Here is a 20,246-nt window from a genome sequence, read left to right as displayed (position 1 = left end):
CCGTTTTCGGGGATGCAACTCCGTCTTTAATTCTGAAATTTTAAAACCGATAATCTTATCACTGGCTTTAACGCAAAATGGACTTCAAAACTCATTTTGTTTTCTCCGAATCGCACTACCCCTTGCCCGAACGACCCACGGCAGCAGGTTTTCGCACCCTCGCGAAATCAGGTTTTGAGTGAGCCAGCCTGCTAAGATTTCTTTTCCTCTGACGTACGGAACTCATTAACCTAAACTTTATAAACGCTTAACAAACCTTTCATAAACTAAACCATTTAATCATGAAACTTTTTTTACGAAGTTCTTTGTGGGTGATAGGGTTTCTCCTATTCCATTTTCAGGGTATTGCCCAGTCGCGGGCGGTAACCGGAACTGTCACCGCGGTGAGTGACAATTCGGCACTGCCAGGCGTAACGGTTGCCATCAAAGGCCAGTCCAAAGGAACCGTGACTGATGGCGATGGCAAATTCGCCATAGAAGCAGAGTCAGGCGATGTGCTGGTGTTCAGCTTCATCGGTATGGAAACGCTCGAGCAGCAGGTAGGCGAATCTTCTGTTGTGAATGTTGCCCTCACAGAATCCATTGCCAGCCTTGCCGAAGTGGTTGTGGTAGGATATGGAAGCCAAAAGAAAACAAATCTTACCGGCGCGGTAGCAACTGTGGATACAAAGGTGCTGGAGTCCAGGCCGATCGCCGATGCAGGCCGTGGTCTTCAGGGCACAACGCCCGGACTGAATATCGTTATCCCCAGCGGTGAAGTAGGATCAGATCCCCGTATCCGCATCAGGGGCCAGTTCAGCTCCATGGAAGGAGGTTCTGCACCTTTGATCCTGCTGGACAACGTGGAGATCCCTTCTATTCAGTTGGTAAACCCTGCGGACATCGAGTCTATCTCGGTGCTGAAAGACGCGGCGTCTGCTTCTATTTATGGAGCGAAAGCTGCGTTCGGTGTGATCCTCATCACGTCAAAGAAAGGCGCTAAAAAAGAAGGCGTAACAGTTTCTTACCAGGGAAACCTTTCTTTCCAGAACATATCCAAGGATATGAAAATGGCCGGGCTAGACGGTATGGAATACACGCTTCTTGCCACTGAACGTATCAACGGTACAGTAGCAGGTGCATTCTATTATGTAACCCGCGAAGGATATGAAAGGGCGAAACAATACCAGGAGCAGTGGGGCAGCGTTGTTAAACCCAACGATCCTACGTTGTATGGCCGCGACTGGTATGTAGATGCCAATAACCGTAAGATCGGCTTGCGGATGTACGATCCATATGAATACATGATCAGAGAGTGGGCACCTACTCAGATCCACAATTTATCGATCAATGGATTGAGCGGAAAAACCAATTATAATATCGGTTTAGGTCTCACTGACCAGACTGGTCTGATCAAACCCGCCAAGCAGGATGACTTCCAGCGCTACAATGCTTCTATTCAGTTGGGTACGGAGATCAACAGGTGGCTGAAGATCAACTACGGAGCACTTTACTCAAAGCGGATCAAGAACTATCCGTACGCCACCAACTCAACCACTGCCGATCCCTGGTTGTACCTCTATCGCTGGGCCGCCACGTATCCTATTGGAACAGAAGATGGCCAGCCGATCCGGAGCCCCTATTCCGAGATGAAAGCTGCTAACACCGCATTCCAGGAAACCAATTATGGAAACTTCAACGGAGGCTTCACGCTCACACCGACGAAGAACTGGACGATCAAATTCGATTACAACCACGCCAACGAAGAATATATCACCAAGAGGCCCGGTACCCGCTTTACGGGCAGAGACTCATGGAGCGCAGCGGTACCCAAGCTCGATGCAAACGGGAACAGGATCTATGTGAACAGTGCCGGTCAGGAAGTACCTTCTACCGATCCGGATGCAGTTCCTGCTTTCCAACTGAATCAGACTACTTATACTGCTGCTGGCTCGAACCCCGACCACGTTTACCGTTATTCGGCCAACAGCCAGCGGAACACCGTCAACCTGTACTCTACCTACGATCTGAATCTTAACGAGGTCCAGAACATCAAATTCATGGTGGGTATGAACAGGGTAGGATATAAAACCGCCTACAACTGGTCACAGGTTACAGCACTGGCAGACTACACCAATCCACAGTTCGATCTGGCCGGCGGAACACAAACGTCCAGCGGCGGCGAAGCATGGGATTCTCAATTGGGATTCTTTGGCCGTGTTAACTACAACTTCAAAGAAAAATACCTGCTGGAAGCCAACCTCAGGTACGATGGAACTTCGAAATTCCCGACAGACCTCCGTTGGAGAACATTCCCTTCGTTCTCTGCGGGCTGGCGTGTTAACGAAGAATCATTCATGGATTTTGCAGATTCTTTCCTCGATGAGTTCAAAGTGCGTGCATCGTGGGGTACCATCGGTGATCAGTCGGTGCCCAACAACCTGTACATGCCCACCATCAATGGTGGCCTGAACAACTGGATCATCAACGGTGCCAAACTGTTCCAGTTCGGTTCTCCTTCATCAGGATACAGCACGCCTCAGGCGGTGTCGCCGTCAGTTACCTGGCAGGATATCACAACACTCGACCTCGGCGCTGATGTGCGTGTGATGAACGGTGCTTTAGGCCTGGCCTTCGATTGGTTCCGGCGCGACACTGAAAATATGATCGTTCCTCAGGAAGGTATTCCGGCAACTTTTGGAAACCTTGCACCGCAGAGCAATTTCGGTTCACTGAGAACAAAAGGTATCGAGCTCCAGCTTGACTACACTCACCAGTTTGACAACGGCCTGCGTCTGAATTTTGTAGCAACGCTTGCTGATGCGGTGACCACCATCACCAAATACGGCAGCACCACCAGCATCGGTACCGTTACCAGCCCGTCATGGTATGTTGGCAGAACGTATGGCGAGATCTGGGGATATGAAACCGACCGCCTGTACCAGAAGGAAGACTTCATCTATGGCTCGGACGGTAAACTCGTTACAGTGGTTTCTTCTGACGGCTTTAATGTTTACCAGCTCGCCGATGAGAACGGTGCAACGCAGGGTAAGCTCCAGTCGGGTAACTTCGTATTCGGACCTGGCGACGTGAAGTTCAAAGACCTGAACGGAGACGGTGTGATCAACGATGGCAAGAGAACACTTGACGATCATGGTGACCTGAAAGTGATCGGCAACTCGACACCACGTTACGAATACAGCTTCCGTGCCGGAGCAGACTTCAAAGGTGTTGATTTCAGCATCTTCCTGCAGGGCATCGGTAAGCGGGAGATCTGGGGCGAAGGCTTCCTGGCCATTCCCGGATTTAACGCAGCAGACGGTGCTATGCCACAGGCGATCGCCGGCAACTTCTGGCGCGAAGACCGCACAGACGCTTTCTATCCGAGGCCTTATAACCTCGCCGGCAGCAGCACTACTTTGAACATGCAACCTCAGTCACGGTACCTGCTCAACATGGCTTACCTGAGGATCAAGAACATCACCCTGGGATACACTTTACCCCAGCCCCTGGCGCAAAGAGTTCACCTGAACAAAGTGCGTGTTTACGGATCGCTGGAGAACTTCTTCACCTTCGATCACCTGAGAGATCTTCCGATCGATCCCGAAGTAATTTCCGGAGTGTCCATGTGGAGGGATGACACCAGCTACAACGGTGGTCGTACCGGCGTGGGTGTGCCCGCTTTCAAGAGCGCGTCAATGGGACTTCAGTTGACCTTCTAAAAACATTAAGCATTAAAGAATCATGAAAAAATATTCGATCATACTGTTTATCGCTTTCGCTCTTGGTAGCTGCGAGGATTTTCTTGACAGGCCACCATTGACACAGATGAATGATGAGACCTTATGGGTAAATGAAAACAACGTAAGGCTTTACGTTAACGGTTTCTATCCGAACTACTTTGTAGGATACAACAGCGGCTTTGGTGTTGATTACGCTCCGCTCCGTGGTTATACCTTCAACGATGACCTCACTTCTTCCGGAAAACAAAGCGGATTTGAAACGCAGGCACCTGCTTCAAGGAACTCTCTTTTGGAAACAGCTGCCTGGCTTGGCACTTATAGCGGTCCTACCTGGGATTTTGCATGGGTACGGAAATCAAACCTCCTGCTCGAACGGGTGGAAAAAATGAAAGACACCTATCTGCAGGAAGAGCCCTATAAGCATTGGAGCGCTGTAGCCCGGTTCTTCAGGGGCTTTGAATACAGCAGGCTGGTAAGCGTGTTTGGAAACGTACCTTATTATGACCACGTACTAATAGAGACCGAGCTGGATCAGTTGTACAAAGACCGTGACGACCGGACCGTGGTGATGGATCATGTGTATGATGATTTTGAATACGTGATGACGAACATGCGCGAGTCAGACGGCAACATTCAGTATCTGAACCGTTACATCGCTGCAGGTTTCATTTCAAGGTTTATGTTGTTTGAAGGCACTTATCAGAAGTATCACTTCGGAAATACTGAGAAGGCGAAAAAATACCTCGACCAGGCCGTAAGGGCAGCAGACATGGTGATCAAATCAGGCAAATGGTCTTTCACCTCTGATTTCCGCTCGCTGTTCGGATCAGAAAGCCTTGCCACCAACAAGGAGGTACTGCTGTACAGAACGTACGATGCTGCGCTGGGTGTAACACACGCCATCGCTTCGTATTCAAACACTACTGAAAGCCAGGGCCCGGCGGCGAATCTCGATCTTATCAGATCATTTATTGCCAGAGACGGTCAGCCTTACAAGTTATCGGCGGTACCGAATGCAGATAAGTTAGATGTGCTTACGCTGCAGACAACCCGCGACCCGCGCTTTGAAGCAACTTTCTGGGATGCTGTAAGGACTACCTCCGCTACCTTGTTGTATGCTGATAAATTCATCGACAGAACAGGACCGACGTTTGCCGGTTCCACCTATCCTCCGCAATACGGCTCAAGCACCAATACAAACGATGCACCGGTGTTGCGCCTCGCAGAAGTAGCGCTGAATTTGGTTGAAGCAAAAGCAGAGCTCGAAACCATGGGCGGTACTGCGCTGACACAAGCAGACATCGATGTAACGATCAATGCCATCCGCAACCGTCCGCTGGATCAGGCCGCGATCGGTAAAGGTGTTCAGAAGACGGCTCCGTTGCTGCTTTCTGCCGTACCTAACGATCCGGACCGCGATGCCACCGTTTCTCCGATCCTCTGGGAGATCAGGAGAGAACGCAGGATGGAGTTTGTGTATGAGCACACACGCCTGCTCGACCTGAAACGCTGGAAGAAGCTTGACTATATGAACGCTGCCACCAACCCTGACCTTCTGCGCGGACCATGGGTCGATTTCAATACTGAGCTCCCTTCATTCCTGACTGGAACTGCCAAAGTAAATATCCTCAAAGTTGAAAAAGCAGACGGAACCGTTGTTACTTTCAACGGAACCAATAAGGCTGAGATGGTAGGTTACTACGTTCCTGAGAACGTTTCTAACCGCGACGCTTTCAATGACAGGGTTTATCTGGCACCCCTGGGCAACAACGAGATCAACCAGTACGAAGAGAAAGGTTATCACCTTACTCAGAACCCAGGCTGGAATTAATTTGATTAAGAACCAAATAATAGTAAGGCCTTCTTCAATTGCTTTTGGAGAAGGCCTTATTCTTTTAAAAAGCTTTTCAGCTTATTACATTAATGGTTGAAGAGCATCCACCATGAATTCGTTACTTTAATCATGAAAAGATCATTTTATTATTTCAGTACGGCGCTCCTTTTTTTCTTCTGCTGCACAGCAAGCGCCCAGCATGCACCACCTTTTCTCAACTACATGAACAGCCCCTGGGTTGATTCCGTGATGAAGACACTCACCCCCGATGAACGCATCGCGCAGCTCATGGTGGCGGCCGCATACTCCAACCGTGGGCCGGAGCACCAGCAGGAGATGCTGAAGCTTATCCAGGAACACAAAGTAGGTGGCCTGATCTTCTTCCAGGGCGGCCCTGGCCGGGAAGCAAGCCTCACCAACGAATACCAGGCTGCATCAAAAGTACCCCTGATCATCGCCATGGATGCAGAGTGGGGCCTCGGCATGCGCCTCGACAGCACCATCAGCTATCCTTACCAGATGACCCTGGGCGCCATCCAGGATAACAACCTGCTCTATGAGATGGGCACAGAAGTAGCACGGCAGGCGCGGCGCGCAGGTATTCACGTGAACTTTGCACCGGTGGTGGATGTGAACAACAATCCCAATAATCCTGTCATTAACTATCGCTCATTCGGCGAGAACAAAAAGAACGTAGCACAAAAAGGCATCGCCTACATGAAAGGCATGCAGGACCACGGTGTGCTTACCACTGCTAAACATTTTCCCGGCCACGGCGACACCGGCACCGACTCGCATTACGCACTGCCACAGATCAGCCATCCGCGTGAGCGCCTCGACACGCTGGAGCTGTATCCCTTCCGCGAGCTGATCAACGCCGGCATCGGCGGCATCATGGTAGCCCATTTAAATATTCCCGCGCTCGACACTTCCAGGGTACCCTCCACGTTATCGAAGAACATCATCACCAGCCTCCTCAAAAAAGAGCTGAAGTTCGAAGGACTTACGGTTACCGACGCCATGAACATGAAAGGTGTTACCGCGGGCAATGAACCCGGTGTGGTAGACCGCAATGCGCTTGTGGCAGGCAACGATGTGCTGGAGTTCACTGAAAATATTCCGCTGGCCATCGCCGAGATCCGCAAGGCAGTGAAACAAGGCCTTATTACGCAGCAGGAGATCGACAACCGCTGCCGTAAGATGCTGGCCGTGAAACAATGGGTAGGATTGAACCGCTATCGTCCTGTTCAGATCGCCCGCATCGCTGAAGAGCTGAATACGCCCCAGGCAAAACTGCTGAGCCGCAAGCTGACCGAAGCATCGCTCACAGTACTGAACAACGAGCGCAACCTCATGCCGCTGCAGGCACTGGATACGCTTCGCATCGCTGCTGTTTCTTTCGGTACTGACAAGGCAACACCTTTTCAGCAAACGCTGAGCCTGTATACAGATGTAAAATATTTCACTGTTTCCAAAGACGCCACTACCGCACAACTCGACGAGCTGAGAACACAATTGGCAAAATACAACCTGGTGATCGGCGCCGTGCATGACGATGGCATCCGGCCCACGAACAGACTGACCCTTTCTGCCCAGGTGCAAGAGTTTGTCAGCGTGCTCGCCGCGAAGCCGAACGTGATCATGGCGGTATTTAAAAATCCTTATGTGCTGGACAAGCTGAAAGACATCGAGCTCGCTGACGGGCTTGTTGTTACTTACCAGGATAATGTCAATGCACAGGAGCTTGCCGCACAGCTCATCTTTGGCGGCATCTCTGCAAACGGGCGCATGCCGGTGAGTGTTGGCACCAAATACATGGCAGGTTACGGCCTTGATGTGCAAGGCGGGATCCGCTTCAAGTACACCCTTCCTGAAGATGCAGGCATGCGCTCAGACATCCTTTTCGGGCGTATCGATTCGCTGGTAGCACAGGCGCTCAACGCCAAGGCTATCCCTGGCTGCGAAGTGTTTGTGGCCAAAGACAAAAAAGTGGTGATGTACAAGGCTTATGGTTATCAGGACTACAGCGATACCGTGAAAGTAAAACGCACCGACCTTTACGACCTCGCCTCCGTTACCAAGGTCTCAACCGGTCTTCCGGCGTTGATGAAGCTGTACGATGAAAAGAAGTACACCCTCGATAATACGCTGGCCGATTACCTGCCTAAATTCAAAGGCTCGAACAAGGCGGACCTTCCCCTGAAAGACATTCTCACGCACCAGGCGCGTTTTCAGCCCTGGATCGCTTTCTGGAAGAACACGCTGCGGAAAAATGGCAGCTACCGGTGGCACACCATCAAAGGCGATTCTTCGAAAAATTACCCGATCAAGCTGAAGCAGAACATGTACCTGCATCACAAATATCCTGATAAGATCGTGAAGGCTATCCGCAAATCGCCGCTGCTGAAAGAGAAGAAGTATGTGTATTCAGATTTCTTCTTCATTCTTGCGCCGCGGGTGGTGGAGAGCATGATCAAGGAAGATTTTTATCCGTACATCCAGCGGAATTTCTACGCACCGCTGGGAGCCACTACCGTGACCTACAACCCTTTTCAGAAGTTCCCCAAGAGCAGGATCGTTCCCACAGAGCATGACTTTGCGTTCAGGCATGAGCCGATCCACGGCCGCGTGCACGACGAAGGCGCTGTAATGATGGGCGGCATCTCAGGTCACGCAGGTTTGTTTGCCAACGCCAACGACCTGGCCAAGCTGATGCAGATGTATCTCAACATGGGTGAGTACGGTGGCAAACGTTATATCAGCGCTGAAACATTAAAGGAGTTCAGCCGCACGCAGTTTCCGGAGCTCAACAACCGCCGGGCGCTGGGCTTCGATAAACCCAACCTCGAATACGCGGGTGAGAATAACAACACCGCGAAGGGTGCCAGCGCTGACAGCTTCGGGCACACCGGTTTCACGGGCACGTTCGTATGGATGGACCCTCAAACCGGACTGGTATATATTTTCCTGTCGAACCGTGTAAACCCAACGCGCGACAACACACGCTTGTACAGACTCAACACCCGCACCAAGATCCAGCAGGTGATGTATGATGCGTTGATCAAATCGCCGTTGTAGGGAAGTGAATAGTCGTCGGACCACTCCGCGCAAGCCTTTCGCACCAGCAGTGGTCTGACGACTTAATAGATCAGGTATTTTTTTCTTGTCTTCTTGAAATTCGTGAGGCCTTTATCCCACTGCTTCACGATCTCTTGCGGAGACTTTCCCGCTTTCAGCTGCTCGCGTACTTTGGAGGTGCCGAGAAGGTTATCGAGGCGTTTGTCGCGAAGCTCTACTTTATCTGGATACAACGTAAGCAATGCATGCAGGATATAAACGCCGGCGCGCGCCGATTCGAAGGCGTTCCTGTCGGTGATCGTCATGCGGGCACTTTCACACTGCTGCCCTACGAACTTGGGTGGATAGATCCTGACACCATCCACAACACTGTCAGGCTTCACGGTAGCCTTTTGGAATGTAACGCCACGGAGCTTGTAGCCGTTCAGTTGTTTCGCCAGCGCTTCACCGTTGATCCAGGGCGCTGCAATGTGCTCGAAGGGATGCAATGTGCCGCGGGCTTCTGATACGTTTGTTCCCTCCAGCAGGCATGTGGCGGGATACACGGCGGCCGTTGTCAGGGTAAGCATGTTGGGCGATGGTTTGATCCACGGAAGTCCTGTCTCGTCGTACCACTGCTTGCGTTTATAATTCGTTACCGGAATTACGGTGAGCTTCGCCTGGGGAAGTTGTTTCAGCTTGCGCTCACCATTGAACATCAGGGCCAATTCGCCCACACTCATCCCATGAACAACAGGCAGCTGCCCCACGCCTGTCACGGGAACTGCGCTCTCATCGTCAAGAGGACCATCTACGTAGACACCTCCGATGGCGTTGGGCCTGTCGAGCACGATGTACGGTATGTTGTTCTCGGCTGCAGCTTCCAGCACATGGTTCATGGTGGCGATGTAGGTGTAGAACCGCGCGCCGATATCCTGGATATCAAAGATCAGCACGTCTACCGCTTTCAGCATTTCTGCCGTGGGTTTGCGCACTTTTCCATACAAGGAAACGACCGGCAAACCCGTAACCTGGTCTTTGCCATCGGCCACATGGTCATCGGCATCGCCCCTGATACCGTGCTCCGGTCCGAAGAGCATCGTCAGTTTTACTTCCGGGTTTTTGAAGAGCACGTCCACCAGGTGACGGCCGTCAGGCAACAACCCGGTGTGGTTGGTGACCAGTCCGATACGTTTGCCTTTGATAAGGGAAAAATATTCCGGTGTGAATAACCGTTCTGCGCCGATGATCACCCGCGGATCAGCGGAAGGTTTGTGATCTGAAAAAGCAGTGCTGCTAAGCAGGAACGCCAGCAGCAGCGGACGATGTAAAAAGGAGATGTTCTTCATTTGAAAAAAGGGGGGGTGGCCTCCACAGCCACCCATTTTAATCCCCTAACCCAATTCTTAGACTAGATATGAGATGAGATTTGAGACTTGGAGCCACCTTGCATTTGTCTCATATCTCACATCCCATGTCTCGCATCTATTTCCTAGCAGTCTCTTCTTCAAGAAGCTCAGCCTGCTTTTTTTCAAATGCCTCGTACTCGGCTATCTTTTGACGCTCGAGTGTATCTTCTGGTTCGAGATGATGCTGCCACTCGAATGTTTTGCGTTCCCAGCGCAGGGTTTCTCCTGCGGTATGGAATACGGTATAGCCGGGCATAAATCCTTTCCAGTTGCCTCCCCACCATGCCGCGCTCACAGACTGGCTTGTGATATACCAGACGCCGTTGTAATAAAAATCTTCGGGCACGTGACTATGTCCCTGCAACACCGCCTTTACATTGTGCCGTTCTATGATCTGGCGGAACTTCACGGTGTCTTCCACCACCATGTGACCGATGGCGTTGAATTTTCCGTCGCCATTCATCTGTGCGATGTGGCAGAAGGCCGCGATGTGCGTCATGACCACCGTAGGCATCTTGTAATGTTTGCCCAGGTCAAAACGCAACCACTCCAGCTGCTGCTCGCCGAAAGCACCTTTATACCCTATTCCATGGTCGGCCTCTACGGGAAAAATGGAATCCATCACCACAAAGTGCCAGCCCTTGTGATCGAAGCTGTAGTAGCTGTTCGGCATCTTCAGCTTGTCCATGATCAGCTTCTTGCCCAGGTCCGGATCATCGAGTGATACTTTCCTGCGTGCGTTCCAGCCGAGCACATCGTGATTGCCGATCGAATTATAGTACGGCATCTTCAGCTTATCGGATGCGCCTTTAAAAAGATCGATCTGGTCAATGAACTCTTCTTTGGCTGTGTAGTTGCCATCAAAGGCACCATCTCCACCCATGAGCACAAAGTCTGCAGTGCGGTCAAATTTATTCACCGCGTCGATACAGGCCTGATAACCGATATGTCCCTGCCGCTTTCTGCGCACGTGCATGTCTGTCAGGTGCAGGAACGAAAATCCGTCCTTACTTTTTGCAGACCATTCCGCCGCAGAAGATGTTGCGGGCTTTAATAAGCCCAAGCTCGCTCCTGCCAGCGACAATGTTTTAATAAAGCTGCGCCTGTTGCTCACAAACTGTGTTGTTTTACGGTCAGGAAAATGTTACGAAAACATTATCGCGTTCAGCGTACTAAATTCCCGAAAGCCAGGGCAAATGTTGGTATTAAGTTGATCAATCCACTCCCTGAAAATAGGGATTTACACGAGTGGAAAATGGCGGTATTTCTCTCAGCGTGCTGTTACACTTCTGATCTTTCCCTTCCTGCCTTTTGTCTTCACCGTATAAGCGCTGCCGCCTTCGCTTTCATTGTGAAGCCTGTCTGCCGCCGTGATCACATACGTGTAAATGGTGCGTCTTTCTGCTTTCGTATCCATCCAGGTTTGTACTGCTGCCGGCTGCCGCGGAACAATGGCAACGATGTTCGTAGGATCGTCAAGGCCTCCGGGAGCTGCGCCTTTGTAACGATAGATGATGTAGTAGCTGGTGGCGCTGTTCTGCGCATCTTTCCATGCAAGCTTCAGTCCACTTGCCGGCGTACCTGCAATGGTATCGAGCTGCGGCGCATACACGGGCTGCCCTTTCATCCACGACATCACGGGCACCAGCGCATGATGCGGATACAAACGTTTTACTTTATCGTTGATGCCCGATTTGTTCTGCATGAAAGTTTTGGTGCTGAAATACATGCTGCCCTGAATGCCCGCAACGGACCGGTTATAGGCGATCTGGTTGTTGATCTCCTCCGGATTCTCCCAACCCTTCTCTCCTACCCTGTAAGCACCCTGGCCGATGTAAACGTGTTTGCCGAAAGCATTTTTGCTCCACCAGTCCACAAGCGTTTTATACTCTGCTTTTTCAAATCCGATCTGCCAGTAGAGCTGCGGCGTCACATAATCGATCCAACCTTCTTTCAGCCATTTCAGCACATCGGCATACAGGTCGTCATAGTTGGTCACACCCGCTCTTGTGTTGGAGCCAAGGGAATCTTTTTCGATGTTCCGCCACACACCGAATGGGCTGATGCCAAACTTCACGTGTGGTTTCTCCTTCCTGATTCTACCGGCAAGCTCTTTTACAAAGAAGTCGACATTATCTCTTCGCCAGTCGTCTTTATGTTCGAACCTGCTCTTGCCATAGTCTGCGTAAGAGCAGCTGTCGGGAAATTCTTCGTTGGCTACACGGTAGGGATAGAAGTAATCATCGAAGTGTACGGCGTCGAGGTCGTAGTGCTTCACGGTCTCCATAATGGATTGCAGCACAAATTCACGCGCTTCCGGGTGACCGGGATCGTAATACATCTTGCCACCATAACGGAGGAACCACTCCGGATGCAGTGTTACCGGGTGACCGGCTGCATGAACAAAATCGGCCTTCATGCTGGCGCGGTAGGGATTGAACCATGCATGGAACTCAAGTCCCCTCAGCCTGGCCTGCTCGATCATGAAGGTGAGCGGATTATAATAAGGTTCGGGGTGCTGACCCTGTGTTCCGGATAAATATTCAGACCACGGCTCGAACGACGACGGATATAACGCGTCGGCTACCGGCCTGACCTGCACGATCACGGCATTCATGCCTATCGATTTGAGGTGATCGAGTATGGCAACAAATTCAGCCTGTTGCTGCTGTGAGGTAAGTCCCTTCTGGGAGGGCCAGTCGATGTTGGCCACGGTAGCGATCCAGGCAGCGCGCAGCTCCCGCTTAGCATTGTACTGGGCGCTGGCGGTGAAGCCACACACCAAAAGGCATAGAAAAAGTATATAACGAATGTTCATCAGTAGCATGTCAGAAAATATACAGAGGCCGTAAGCCTGCTTATCAGTGGCTCACAGACAGGGCACTCTTGTGGTAGCCGATCAGTCCTTCCATGGGATGTTTCAGGATCTTTGCCACTTTGATATCGAGCTCGTTGGCAACTTCCACCAGGTAGGTGTTGAAATGATAAGCCACGGATCCGATGACGCTGACCGTTCTGTTCTTTTGTGATTCCTTGTACCGGAGCACATAGTACTCATAAAAGTTCCTGAAGTTGGAAAGGATGATCTCCTTTACACAATCTTCTTCGGCGTACTTGAGCAGGAAAGGTGTGAATGAAGCCATGAAACGGTTGGCCATTGGCTTGTTGTATACGCTTTCCATGATCTGCATGCGGTTGAGCTGGTACACATCTTCGAAATCTTTCGAGATATGCTGGGGCAATCTGCCTTGCAGCAGCAGCGACAGAAAATCTTTTCCCATCACTGTTCCGCTTCCCCAGTCGGAAAACATATAACCCAGCGACGGCACTCCTTCCTGGATCTCCCTGCCGTTGTAAACACATGAGTTGGCACCGGTACCGAGAATGCAGGCCACGCCCGACTCATGCTGCAGCAGGCTTCGTGCAGCGGCCAGGATATCGCCAGATACTTCAGCACCTGACGCAGTGGGAATGACACGATCGATAGCCCGTTTTACCTGCGCTGCTTTCTGGGGCATGCCACAACCTGCGCCGTAGAAGAAAACGGTTTCAACCTGAGATACTTTCGGGAGAACTTTATTGCTGATGACAACGGCGATCTCGTCTTCGGAGAGGAAGTAAGGATTCAATCCTTCGCTCGTTATGCTGACAGATATTTTTCCAGCTTCATCAATTAAATTCCATTCTGTTTTGGTAGAACCGCTATCGGCGATAAGTATCATCGGTACAAATTAAGGTAGATCACAAAGAAGCACCTCGGTGCTCCTATACCTTACAAATCTGTCATTAATCGATCATAATTAAATCCCTGAAAATAGGGTATAACACAATCCCTGAAAATAGGGATTATAAAAGGCGGTGTTACTGGAAAAGTCTACGCTTATAAGCGTTGGTGATCAGCTCGGCTGTATTGCGGGCTTCCAGCTTGTAGAGCAGGTTTTTGCGATGGGTCTCGACGGTGTTCTTGCTGATAAATAATTTTTTGGCGATTTCCTGCGTCGTCAACCCTGTGGCTATGCATCCGAGCACTTCCATCTCGCGCTCGGAGAGCTTTTCGATGACGTGGGGTGCATTGGTCTTCTTCAGGAAGCTGCCCAGCAAGGTGTTGCTTACTTCTACGCCGAGATAAGAACCGCCCGTTTGCAGGGTTGAGAGGGCATGCACCAGCTCTTCCTTGCCTGTGTTCTTCAGGATGTATCCGTTGGCGCCTGTTTTCAGAATGTCGGCAATAAAATTCCTGTCGTTGTACATAGACAGGCCCAGCACTTTGATATCGGGATGGTTATTCTTGATCACCCTGGTGGCCTCAATACCGTCCATCACAGGCATGCTGATATCCATGATCACGATATCCACATCTCCCTTGTCACAGAGCTCCACTGCCTCCTTGCCATTCCTGGCTTCTCCCACCACCTCGATGCCATCTATTTCTTCGAGCATCGATTTCAGGCCATCAATGAACATCTGATGGTCGTCTGCGATTATAACTTTTGTCATCCCCTTGTCTTTCAGGTATTTCAGGGTAACAAGATAGGGGTTTAAAATGAAAAGTCCACGGTCCACGGTCAACAGTCCACGGACGTGGGATGTTAGGAAGCAGATTTCGCGCTTTTTGTTGTTTTTCCCCAGTAGCCAGCGGCCTAACAGCCTCTATTCCCGGTTTCCTTGAACACGCTAACGAAGCATGCGAGTGTCCTATACACTCACTGCTGTGGACTGTGGACCGTCGACTGCGGACTCAAAACCATTCAGGCCTCAACGGTATTGTTCTCCAAAATATACGGCAAACACGCTTTTGCCACCCGCTCGCAGGCGCTCGCGCACTGTTCGCAGATCTCGTAGCCATAATTGCTGCACTCCCAGGCGCATTCAAGGGAGAGCTCTTCACATACTTCCAGAAAGTCAAAGATGATATGCGATTTGCGTTCTATGAGGATCACCGCCAGATCGCAGGTTGCGGCACAGTCGTTCAGCAGCTGCACAAATTTCGGGATGCGTGAAAATGAAAAACTTCGTACCGCCGGGTTGGTAAGACTTCTGCACGCTTTCGCACATTCTGTTAGCACATTGACGATGTGGTTAACATCCGATGTTGAGGTATAGGCTATCATAACACACGGTAATTAGTTGATTGTGAAACTATGGCCGCTGCGGTCATTCCTCAATGTATTTACGATCAATGGCCGCACGGGCGGTTGAATATCTTTATGCGTCTTTATCACTGCCAGGGCGTAAAATCATAAATTTCTCCTGACAACACCCCGGCTATGGGCCCCCAAAAGCTCACGTGCTGCCAGTCGATCTATGCTGCCATTCAACGGTGATTCGAACGGTGCGCGATCAATTTGCCGGCTAACAACATTGTAGAGACATGAACACTTTCCGTGAAGGAAGATTAGTGCTCGTGGGCAATATGAGTGTTAGCAGGTACGAGATACGAGGTACGAGGTACGGAGAGTCTCGTATAAAAAAGCACGTTTGAACATGCAATTACGGAATAAAAAAGCCGGCAACATTTTTACCGGCTTTCAAACCAACTAATGAAAAAAATAACAAACTCCAATCACAGGTTTGCCGTCATTTTTCCTGTTTTTTTCTCCACCTGAAAACCTGTTTGCCTGAGCTCTTCCTGGATCATGTTCAGGCGATTGCGGTAATAGAAGAACACACCCAAAGCCATCGCCAAAAAAACCAGGATGATGAGTATGGTAACATAATCAACCTGCGGCAGCGATCGTTTTCCCTGGTTCATGATCTTCTTCATGGATCGCCAAAGATGCCACGCCGACCGGTCTTCACGTCATGACGCGGGGGGACAAATAGGGGACAAAGCTCGCTGGTTTAAAGTTTCAGGTTTAAAGTTTAAAGTTGAGGGGGTGCTTCGGCTAAGAAGGGAGCGCTATGGATCGTAGCACAACTTGAAACTTTAAATCTGAAACTTGAAACTGTCCTAGATCGTTGCAACAACCTCCTCCAAACTCTCACCTTCCGGGAGGTTGATCTTTTTGCGCAGCCGTTGCCGTGATTTTTTGATGGCCTCAGTGGTCACGCCCAGCATGTTTGACATTTCACGGTTGTTCAGTCCCAGCTTCAGGAGGGTCAGGAGCCTGATATCGGTTTCCGTTACCTGAATAAACCGCTCGCGCAGGCGCACCAGGAAACCTGCATGAACTTTGTCGAACAATTTTTTGAACTCATCCCAGGTCTCATCGGTCATGATGTTTGCACTCATGAGCTTTTGCAACACGCCGATCCGCTCCTCATCAGGGCCGGCATGCTGCAGCTGCAGGTTTTCAATTTCAGTCTTGAATTCTTCAATGAGCGCATTTTTCTGCCGCAGGTTCTCGGTATAACGGTCGAGCATTTGGGTGGCGTGCTGAAGCTCTTCCATCGTTCTCGCCTTTTCCGATTGCAGCAGGGCTTCCTGTTTTTCAAACAGCTCTCTCTCCTTTTTCCTTTTCAGTACCTGGCGGTTGTAGGTAAGCACCGAGATCACCATCAGCAACAGCAGCATGGCGATAAGCGAATTGCGCTTGTAAACTTCCATGGTCGCCTCCGTTTTAAGCTTGTCTACTTCAGCCTTGTGCCTGTCCATTTCCCACTTGAGCTTGAACCGGTTCACGGCCGCCAGGTCATTAACCACCTGAAGGCTGTCTTTGGCGGCATTGTACTGTTTCCTGTAGGTCAGTGCTACATCAACCTGCCCTCTCTTTTCCGAGAGCAGGGCCATGGTATCGTAGTACGAGATCCACAGCTCCAGTTCATCCACCCGCTCCAGCAACGGCACCGATAGCCTGAGCAACGAATCGGCTTTCGCCATGTTTCCCATGGACAGATGGCATTGGATCATGGTAAGCATTGCCGCGGCAGCACTGCGCCACTGATCGTATCTCAGTGAGAGCTTACAGTCGAGCGCAAGGTCTTTGATGGCTTTGTCGTACTCACCTCTCCTATAATGGATCGCCCCGATGTTGCCGGAGAGGATGCCGATCCAGGCGGAGTCACCCGCGGCACGTGCCACCGCCAGCGCCCTGTTAAAATAGGTAAGGGCACCCTGGTCATCGCCCAGCTTCTGGTAAGTGAGCGCCAGCGTGTTGGTCATATTGGCTTCTTCGGTCGGCGACGACGCTTTGTACTGGATGGCCTCGGAGAGCAGCAAACGGGTATTTTCGAAGTCTTCTATATGATAATAGAAATTGGCCATGGTATGCAGGTGCGTGGTGATCTCGGGCACGTGCTCGAAACCCACCGCCTTGAAGAGGTCGTACGCTTCCAGGATGTAGCGGTATGCCTCAACGTAATGCTTAAAGGTATTGTAAAAGAGTCCTTTCTTGAGGGTGTAGAGGGCGGTTTCCATGGGAAGATCGTACCGGATGGCGAGGTCTATGGCCTGCTGATGGTATACGGGGCTCAGTTTGTTGAAGCCCCTGTTCACGGAGAAATAGTCGGCCTGCAGATCGGGGATGGAACATTCGAGCTGCCGGTCTTTGAGCTTTTGGGCAAGCTTGAAGAGGGTTTCAAATGCCTGGAAGGCCCTTACCGAGTCCACCCTCCGGAATTCTTTTTTGTAGATGATCCGGGCCAGGGCGACACGTTTTTCGGGGGCCACGGTGCTCAGGGTGTCAAAATCGCCGGCCTGACCGGCAAACTGTGCTAACAGCAGTAAGGGCAACAGGAGCGGTCTGCACAGGCTCATCATACTGGCAATATAGAACAGAAATCATCAGGCAGGTGAACCGGGATAAACATTTGTGGACCGTTGCCATCACCGGCGTCAGGGCCTGCGGTGATCAAAGGAATTCTGGCTACCAGGGTAACGTCAGGCGCCCGTCTCGCCCATGGTGGACCGGTTGAAAATGATTTTTGCATTACCTGCACTTATTTCTATTTTTGCAGCTTATCCGGCTCCGTATTTCAATGGATAGAATTTCAGATTCCGATTCTGAAGATGCAGGTTCGATTCCTGCCGGGGCTACAACAGAGCAATCAAAAGAAATCAAAACCGCTTAATCTGAAAGGATGGGCGGTTTTTGTTTTTGTGACCTACAAAAGATTCATCAAAAGTCAATTCATTGGTGAGCGATCAGGTGAATGAAAATAATTTTTAAAATTCATTCACCGGATATCGTCTAACTCGATGAGAATCAAACCTGTCCACTAAATGGACATCTTGATTTGAAGTAATCATTCACCGTAACTTAAACCACGTGGAGGTGACGATGAAGAAGACATTCAATCAAAATTTCCAAGTCTTTCTCGTTGAAAAGAAAATGCGTTGTCGTATTTGGGTTGGATTATGACTTGACCAGTCCTGTCAATAAAGCCATACTTCTTACCGATTTTGACTGGTGCTAGTCCATATTCAAAATAACCAGCATCTGCATAAGCAGGTTTGATAACAATACTTCCGGTCGTATCAATGTAGCCGTAGCGGAAAGACTCCCCACTCTTCACTCCTACAATCGCTAAGCCATCGGAGAAATCTTTGACATCATCATATTTCGCTTCAATGACTTGTTTTCCCTTTCGATCGATGAAGCCCCATTTGCCGTTGATCTCAACAGCCGCATAGCCCTCCGAAAAAGGCCTGATAAACCCGAAAATCCTGTCGAACACAAAGCGACCTGTCGTATCAATGAAGGCAGATTTTACACCTACTTCATCGCTTTCGATCTGTACAGCTGCGAACCCTTCAGAAAAAGGGTCAATGCCATTGTATTTAGGCTCCAAGAGAATTTCACCAGTCCTTTTCATCAAACCAGCGCGACCGTCATTTCCGTGGATAATCGCATGGTTACGGCTTAAGTAAATTGATTGAACAACTTCTGGAAATTGTTGCACGATATTGCCCACGGTATCAATCAAGACGAGTCGACCATCTTTTCTCGCGGTGGCAATTCCATCTTCAAAATATGATATGAAATCAAAGGTTGCAGGAACCACCAACTCACCCTTGGTATTCAAACATCCTGATTTTCCGTTTTGTATCTCTTCTTCATTGTCTGCCACGATGACGGAAATTCGGTTGTTAACGAAAAATGGATAGTCAGGCGTGGTGTTCCATAGTCTTGCCCAATGGTATTTAAAAGGTATTACCAGCTTGCCGGTAGTATCAACAAAACCAATGCGATTGTCTTTCAGTAGACCGGCTAATCCTTCGGGACCGAAGCCACCAGCATAATCGTAAACTGGTTCAATTATAAACTTCCCTTTTCGGTTAATAATGCCCCACTTATCGCCAACTGCAACAGGTGCATACCCGAAAACAAAACAATGTGCGCCATCAAATTTGTTTTGAATAACCTGATTGCCTTTGAAGTCTGTGAAGCCAACCTTGTTGTCCGCGATCGACATAGCCAGGTTGTCTGTAAAACACAAGTTTTGATACATCCCTACTCGATAGCCCTGGTTTAAAATGAAATTGCCCCGCTTGTCAATGATATGCCAGGCATTCTTGTAGTAAACCTGAGCAAACTCGAGGGAATCCTGGGCGCGGCTGATAAAACCTGCAAGAGTCAACGCGAGGATCAGAACAGTCTTCAGCATGTGAATATTACGTTCAAACAGTCTGACCAAAGTTAGCATTAAAATGATTTAATAAAGCTCAAAGTTTGCCATGCTATTGCTGACAGTGGCACTTTAGTTCCAATCTTTATTATCAGGAACAAATAAATTCTCATAAACATCAGCCCAGTCTCTATACGTCTTTGTCATTGGATAGCAGTTGTCGACCAGCTTTGACTGAGACCATGTCAGGTGCACTTTGGCGTACTTAAAGCCAGCGTCAAAAACCGCAAACAAAACATCGTCGTTGTCTTGTCGCCTCGCTATAGTCTTGACATCCCTTCCGTAAAGAACGTGTCCCCTGCCGATTTCTTTTTCAAGTTGATTATTCAATCCGCTGTCAACGAAATGCCAGGGCGGTAAACATGGCAGATTACCAGGAACCAGCTCGACAATAGTATCTTCTTTTAATCTAAAAACTTCGTGATCGTTTTTTAACTTAACTGAATACAAGTCAACATCAGGATCACCGTTTTCCTTTATTTTTCCCGGAATGTCCAGGTGCTTGTCAAGCTCAACGTTGCCCAGGTATGTCTTTTCAGATATCGTGAATTCTTGTCCCGAAACAGTTGGCCGCACAAGTATGTATTGTCCCTGTCCTGCAACGGGCAATATTCTTTCTATTTTCAGTTTAGTTGTCATTGTTCAAAGGGCTGCTCT

The 20,246-nt window shown here is 49.8% G+C and carries 13 protein-coding genes and 1 tRNA gene; 4 read left to right on the top strand and 10 right to left on the bottom strand.

What is annotated here, in order from left to right:
* Positions 1 to 281 precede the first annotated feature (281 nt).
* From KK083_RS06050 to KK083_RS06040, 3 genes are all read left to right on the top strand, one after another.
* On the top strand, positions 282 to 3,701 hold the full coding sequence (locus tag KK083_RS06050; RefSeq protein ID WP_254161710.1) for a SusC/RagA family TonB-linked outer membrane protein: 3,420 nt from the start codon (positions 282 to 284) through the stop codon (positions 3,699 to 3,701).
* 22 nt (positions 3,702 to 3,723) lie between these two features.
* Positions 3,724 to 5,553, top strand: a complete 1,830-nt coding sequence (locus KK083_RS06045) for a RagB/SusD family nutrient uptake outer membrane protein (RefSeq protein WP_254161709.1) — start codon at positions 3,724 to 3,726, stop codon at positions 5,551 to 5,553.
* A 132-nt stretch (positions 5,554 to 5,685) separates the two neighbouring features.
* On the top strand, positions 5,686 to 8,634 hold the full coding sequence (locus KK083_RS06040) for a serine hydrolase domain-containing protein (protein ID WP_254161708.1): 2,949 nt from the start codon (positions 5,686 to 5,688) through the stop codon (positions 8,632 to 8,634).
* 62 nt (positions 8,635 to 8,696) lie between these two features.
* Here KK083_RS06040 and KK083_RS06035 read toward each other — a convergent pair whose 3' ends face one another.
* The 8 genes from KK083_RS06035 to KK083_RS06000 all read right to left on the bottom strand — a co-directional run bounded on the left by KK083_RS06035 (position 8,697) and on the right by KK083_RS06000 (position 17,721).
* Positions 8,697 to 9,962 carry an exo-beta-N-acetylmuramidase NamZ family protein gene (locus KK083_RS06035; protein WP_254161707.1) on the bottom strand — a complete coding sequence of 422 codons (1,266 nt, stop codon included), beginning with the start codon at positions 9,960 to 9,962 and terminating at the stop codon, positions 8,697 to 8,699.
* 136 nt (positions 9,963 to 10,098) lie between these two features.
* On the bottom strand, positions 10,099 to 11,136 hold the full coding sequence (locus tag KK083_RS06030; protein WP_254161706.1) for a metallophosphoesterase family protein: 1,038 nt from the start codon (positions 11,134 to 11,136) through the stop codon (positions 10,099 to 10,101).
* A 156-nt stretch (positions 11,137 to 11,292) separates the two neighbouring features.
* A complete protein-coding gene (locus KK083_RS06025; protein ID WP_254161705.1) occupies positions 11,293 to 12,840 on the bottom strand; it encodes a glycoside hydrolase family 10-like protein in 1,548 nt (515 codons plus the stop codon).
* Between the two features lie 43 nt (positions 12,841 to 12,883).
* Positions 12,884 to 13,744 carry an N-acetylglucosamine kinase gene (locus tag KK083_RS06020; protein ID WP_254161704.1) on the bottom strand — a complete coding sequence of 287 codons (861 nt, stop codon included), beginning with the start codon at positions 13,742 to 13,744 and terminating at the stop codon, positions 12,884 to 12,886.
* Between the two features lie 139 nt (positions 13,745 to 13,883).
* Positions 13,884 to 14,519 carry a response regulator transcription factor gene (locus tag KK083_RS06015; RefSeq protein WP_254161703.1) on the bottom strand — a complete coding sequence of 212 codons (636 nt, stop codon included), beginning with the start codon at positions 14,517 to 14,519 and terminating at the stop codon, positions 13,884 to 13,886.
* 251 nt (positions 14,520 to 14,770) lie between these two features.
* On the bottom strand, positions 14,771 to 15,133 hold the full coding sequence (locus KK083_RS06010; RefSeq protein ID WP_254161702.1) for a four-helix bundle copper-binding protein: 363 nt from the start codon (positions 15,131 to 15,133) through the stop codon (positions 14,771 to 14,773).
* Between the two features lie 452 nt (positions 15,134 to 15,585).
* Positions 15,586 to 15,786 (bottom strand): hypothetical protein, encoded by a 201-nt coding sequence (locus KK083_RS06005; protein ID WP_254161701.1) that lies wholly within the window; start codon positions 15,784 to 15,786, stop codon positions 15,586 to 15,588.
* Positions 15,787 to 15,972: 186 nt separating this feature from the next.
* A complete protein-coding gene (locus tag KK083_RS06000; RefSeq protein ID WP_254161700.1) occupies positions 15,973 to 17,721 on the bottom strand; it encodes a tetratricopeptide repeat protein in 1,749 nt (582 codons plus the stop codon).
* 204 nt (positions 17,722 to 17,925) lie between these two features.
* Between KK083_RS06000 and KK083_RS05995 the strand changes: the two genes are divergently transcribed.
* A tRNA-Arg gene (locus tag KK083_RS05995) sits at positions 17,926 to 17,997 on the top strand.
* Between the two features lie 257 nt (positions 17,998 to 18,254).
* On the opposite strand, the gene KK083_RS05990 is transcribed toward KK083_RS05995, so the two are convergent.
* Together KK083_RS05990 and KK083_RS05985 are read right to left on the bottom strand one after the other, a co-directional pair.
* Positions 18,255 to 19,568, bottom strand: coding sequence for a WG repeat-containing protein (locus KK083_RS05990; protein ID WP_254161699.1), 1,314 nt, complete (start codon positions 19,566 to 19,568; stop codon positions 18,255 to 18,257).
* A gap of 93 nt (positions 19,569 to 19,661) precedes the next feature.
* Positions 19,662 to 20,228 (bottom strand): hypothetical protein, encoded by a 567-nt coding sequence (locus KK083_RS05985; RefSeq protein ID WP_254161698.1) that lies wholly within the window; start codon positions 20,226 to 20,228, stop codon positions 19,662 to 19,664.
* Positions 20,229 to 20,246 lie beyond the last annotated feature (18 nt).

It is taken from the genome of Chryseosolibacter histidinae (assembly GCF_018598225.1).
Taxonomy (GTDB): domain Bacteria; phylum Bacteroidota; class Bacteroidia; order Cytophagales; family Cyclobacteriaceae; genus Chryseosolibacter; species Chryseosolibacter histidini.
This window is presented reverse-complemented; position numbering and strand designations above follow the sequence as displayed.

Excerpts from the sequence above, each read along its gene's own strand:
- KK083_RS06045 (WP_254161709.1), top strand. The coding sequence starts at position 3,724 with ATGAAAAAATATTCGATCATACTGTTTATCGCTTTCGCTCTTGGTAGC.
- KK083_RS06035 (WP_254161707.1), bottom strand. The coding sequence starts at position 9,962 with ATGAAGAACATCTCCTTTTTACATCGTCCGCTGCTGCTGGCGTTCCTG.
- KK083_RS06015 (WP_254161703.1), bottom strand. The coding sequence starts at position 14,519 with ATGACAAAAGTTATAATCGCAGACGACCATCAGATGTTCATTGATGGC.
- KK083_RS05990 (WP_254161699.1), bottom strand. The coding sequence starts at position 19,568 with ATGCTGAAGACTGTTCTGATCCTCGCGTTGACTCTTGCAGGTTTTATC.
- KK083_RS05985 (WP_254161698.1), bottom strand. The coding sequence starts at position 20,228 with ATGACAACTAAACTGAAAATAGAAAGAATATTGCCCGTTGCAGGACAG.
- KK083_RS06010 (WP_254161702.1), bottom strand. The coding sequence starts at position 15,133 with ATGATAGCCTATACCTCAACATCGGATGTTAACCACATCGTCAATGTG.
- KK083_RS06020 (WP_254161704.1), bottom strand. The coding sequence starts at position 13,744 with ATGATACTTATCGCCGATAGCGGTTCTACCAAAACAGAATGGAATTTA.
- KK083_RS06025 (WP_254161705.1), bottom strand. The coding sequence starts at position 12,840 with ATGAACATTCGTTATATACTTTTTCTATGCCTTTTGGTGTGTGGCTTC.
- KK083_RS06005 (WP_254161701.1), bottom strand. The coding sequence starts at position 15,786 with ATGAAGAAGATCATGAACCAGGGAAAACGATCGCTGCCGCAGGTTGAT.
- KK083_RS06050 (WP_254161710.1), top strand. The coding sequence starts at position 282 with ATGAAACTTTTTTTACGAAGTTCTTTGTGGGTGATAGGGTTTCTCCTA.
- KK083_RS06040 (WP_254161708.1), top strand. The coding sequence starts at position 5,686 with ATGAAAAGATCATTTTATTATTTCAGTACGGCGCTCCTTTTTTTCTTC.
- KK083_RS06000 (WP_254161700.1), bottom strand. The coding sequence starts at position 17,721 with ATGATGAGCCTGTGCAGACCGCTCCTGTTGCCCTTACTGCTGTTAGCA.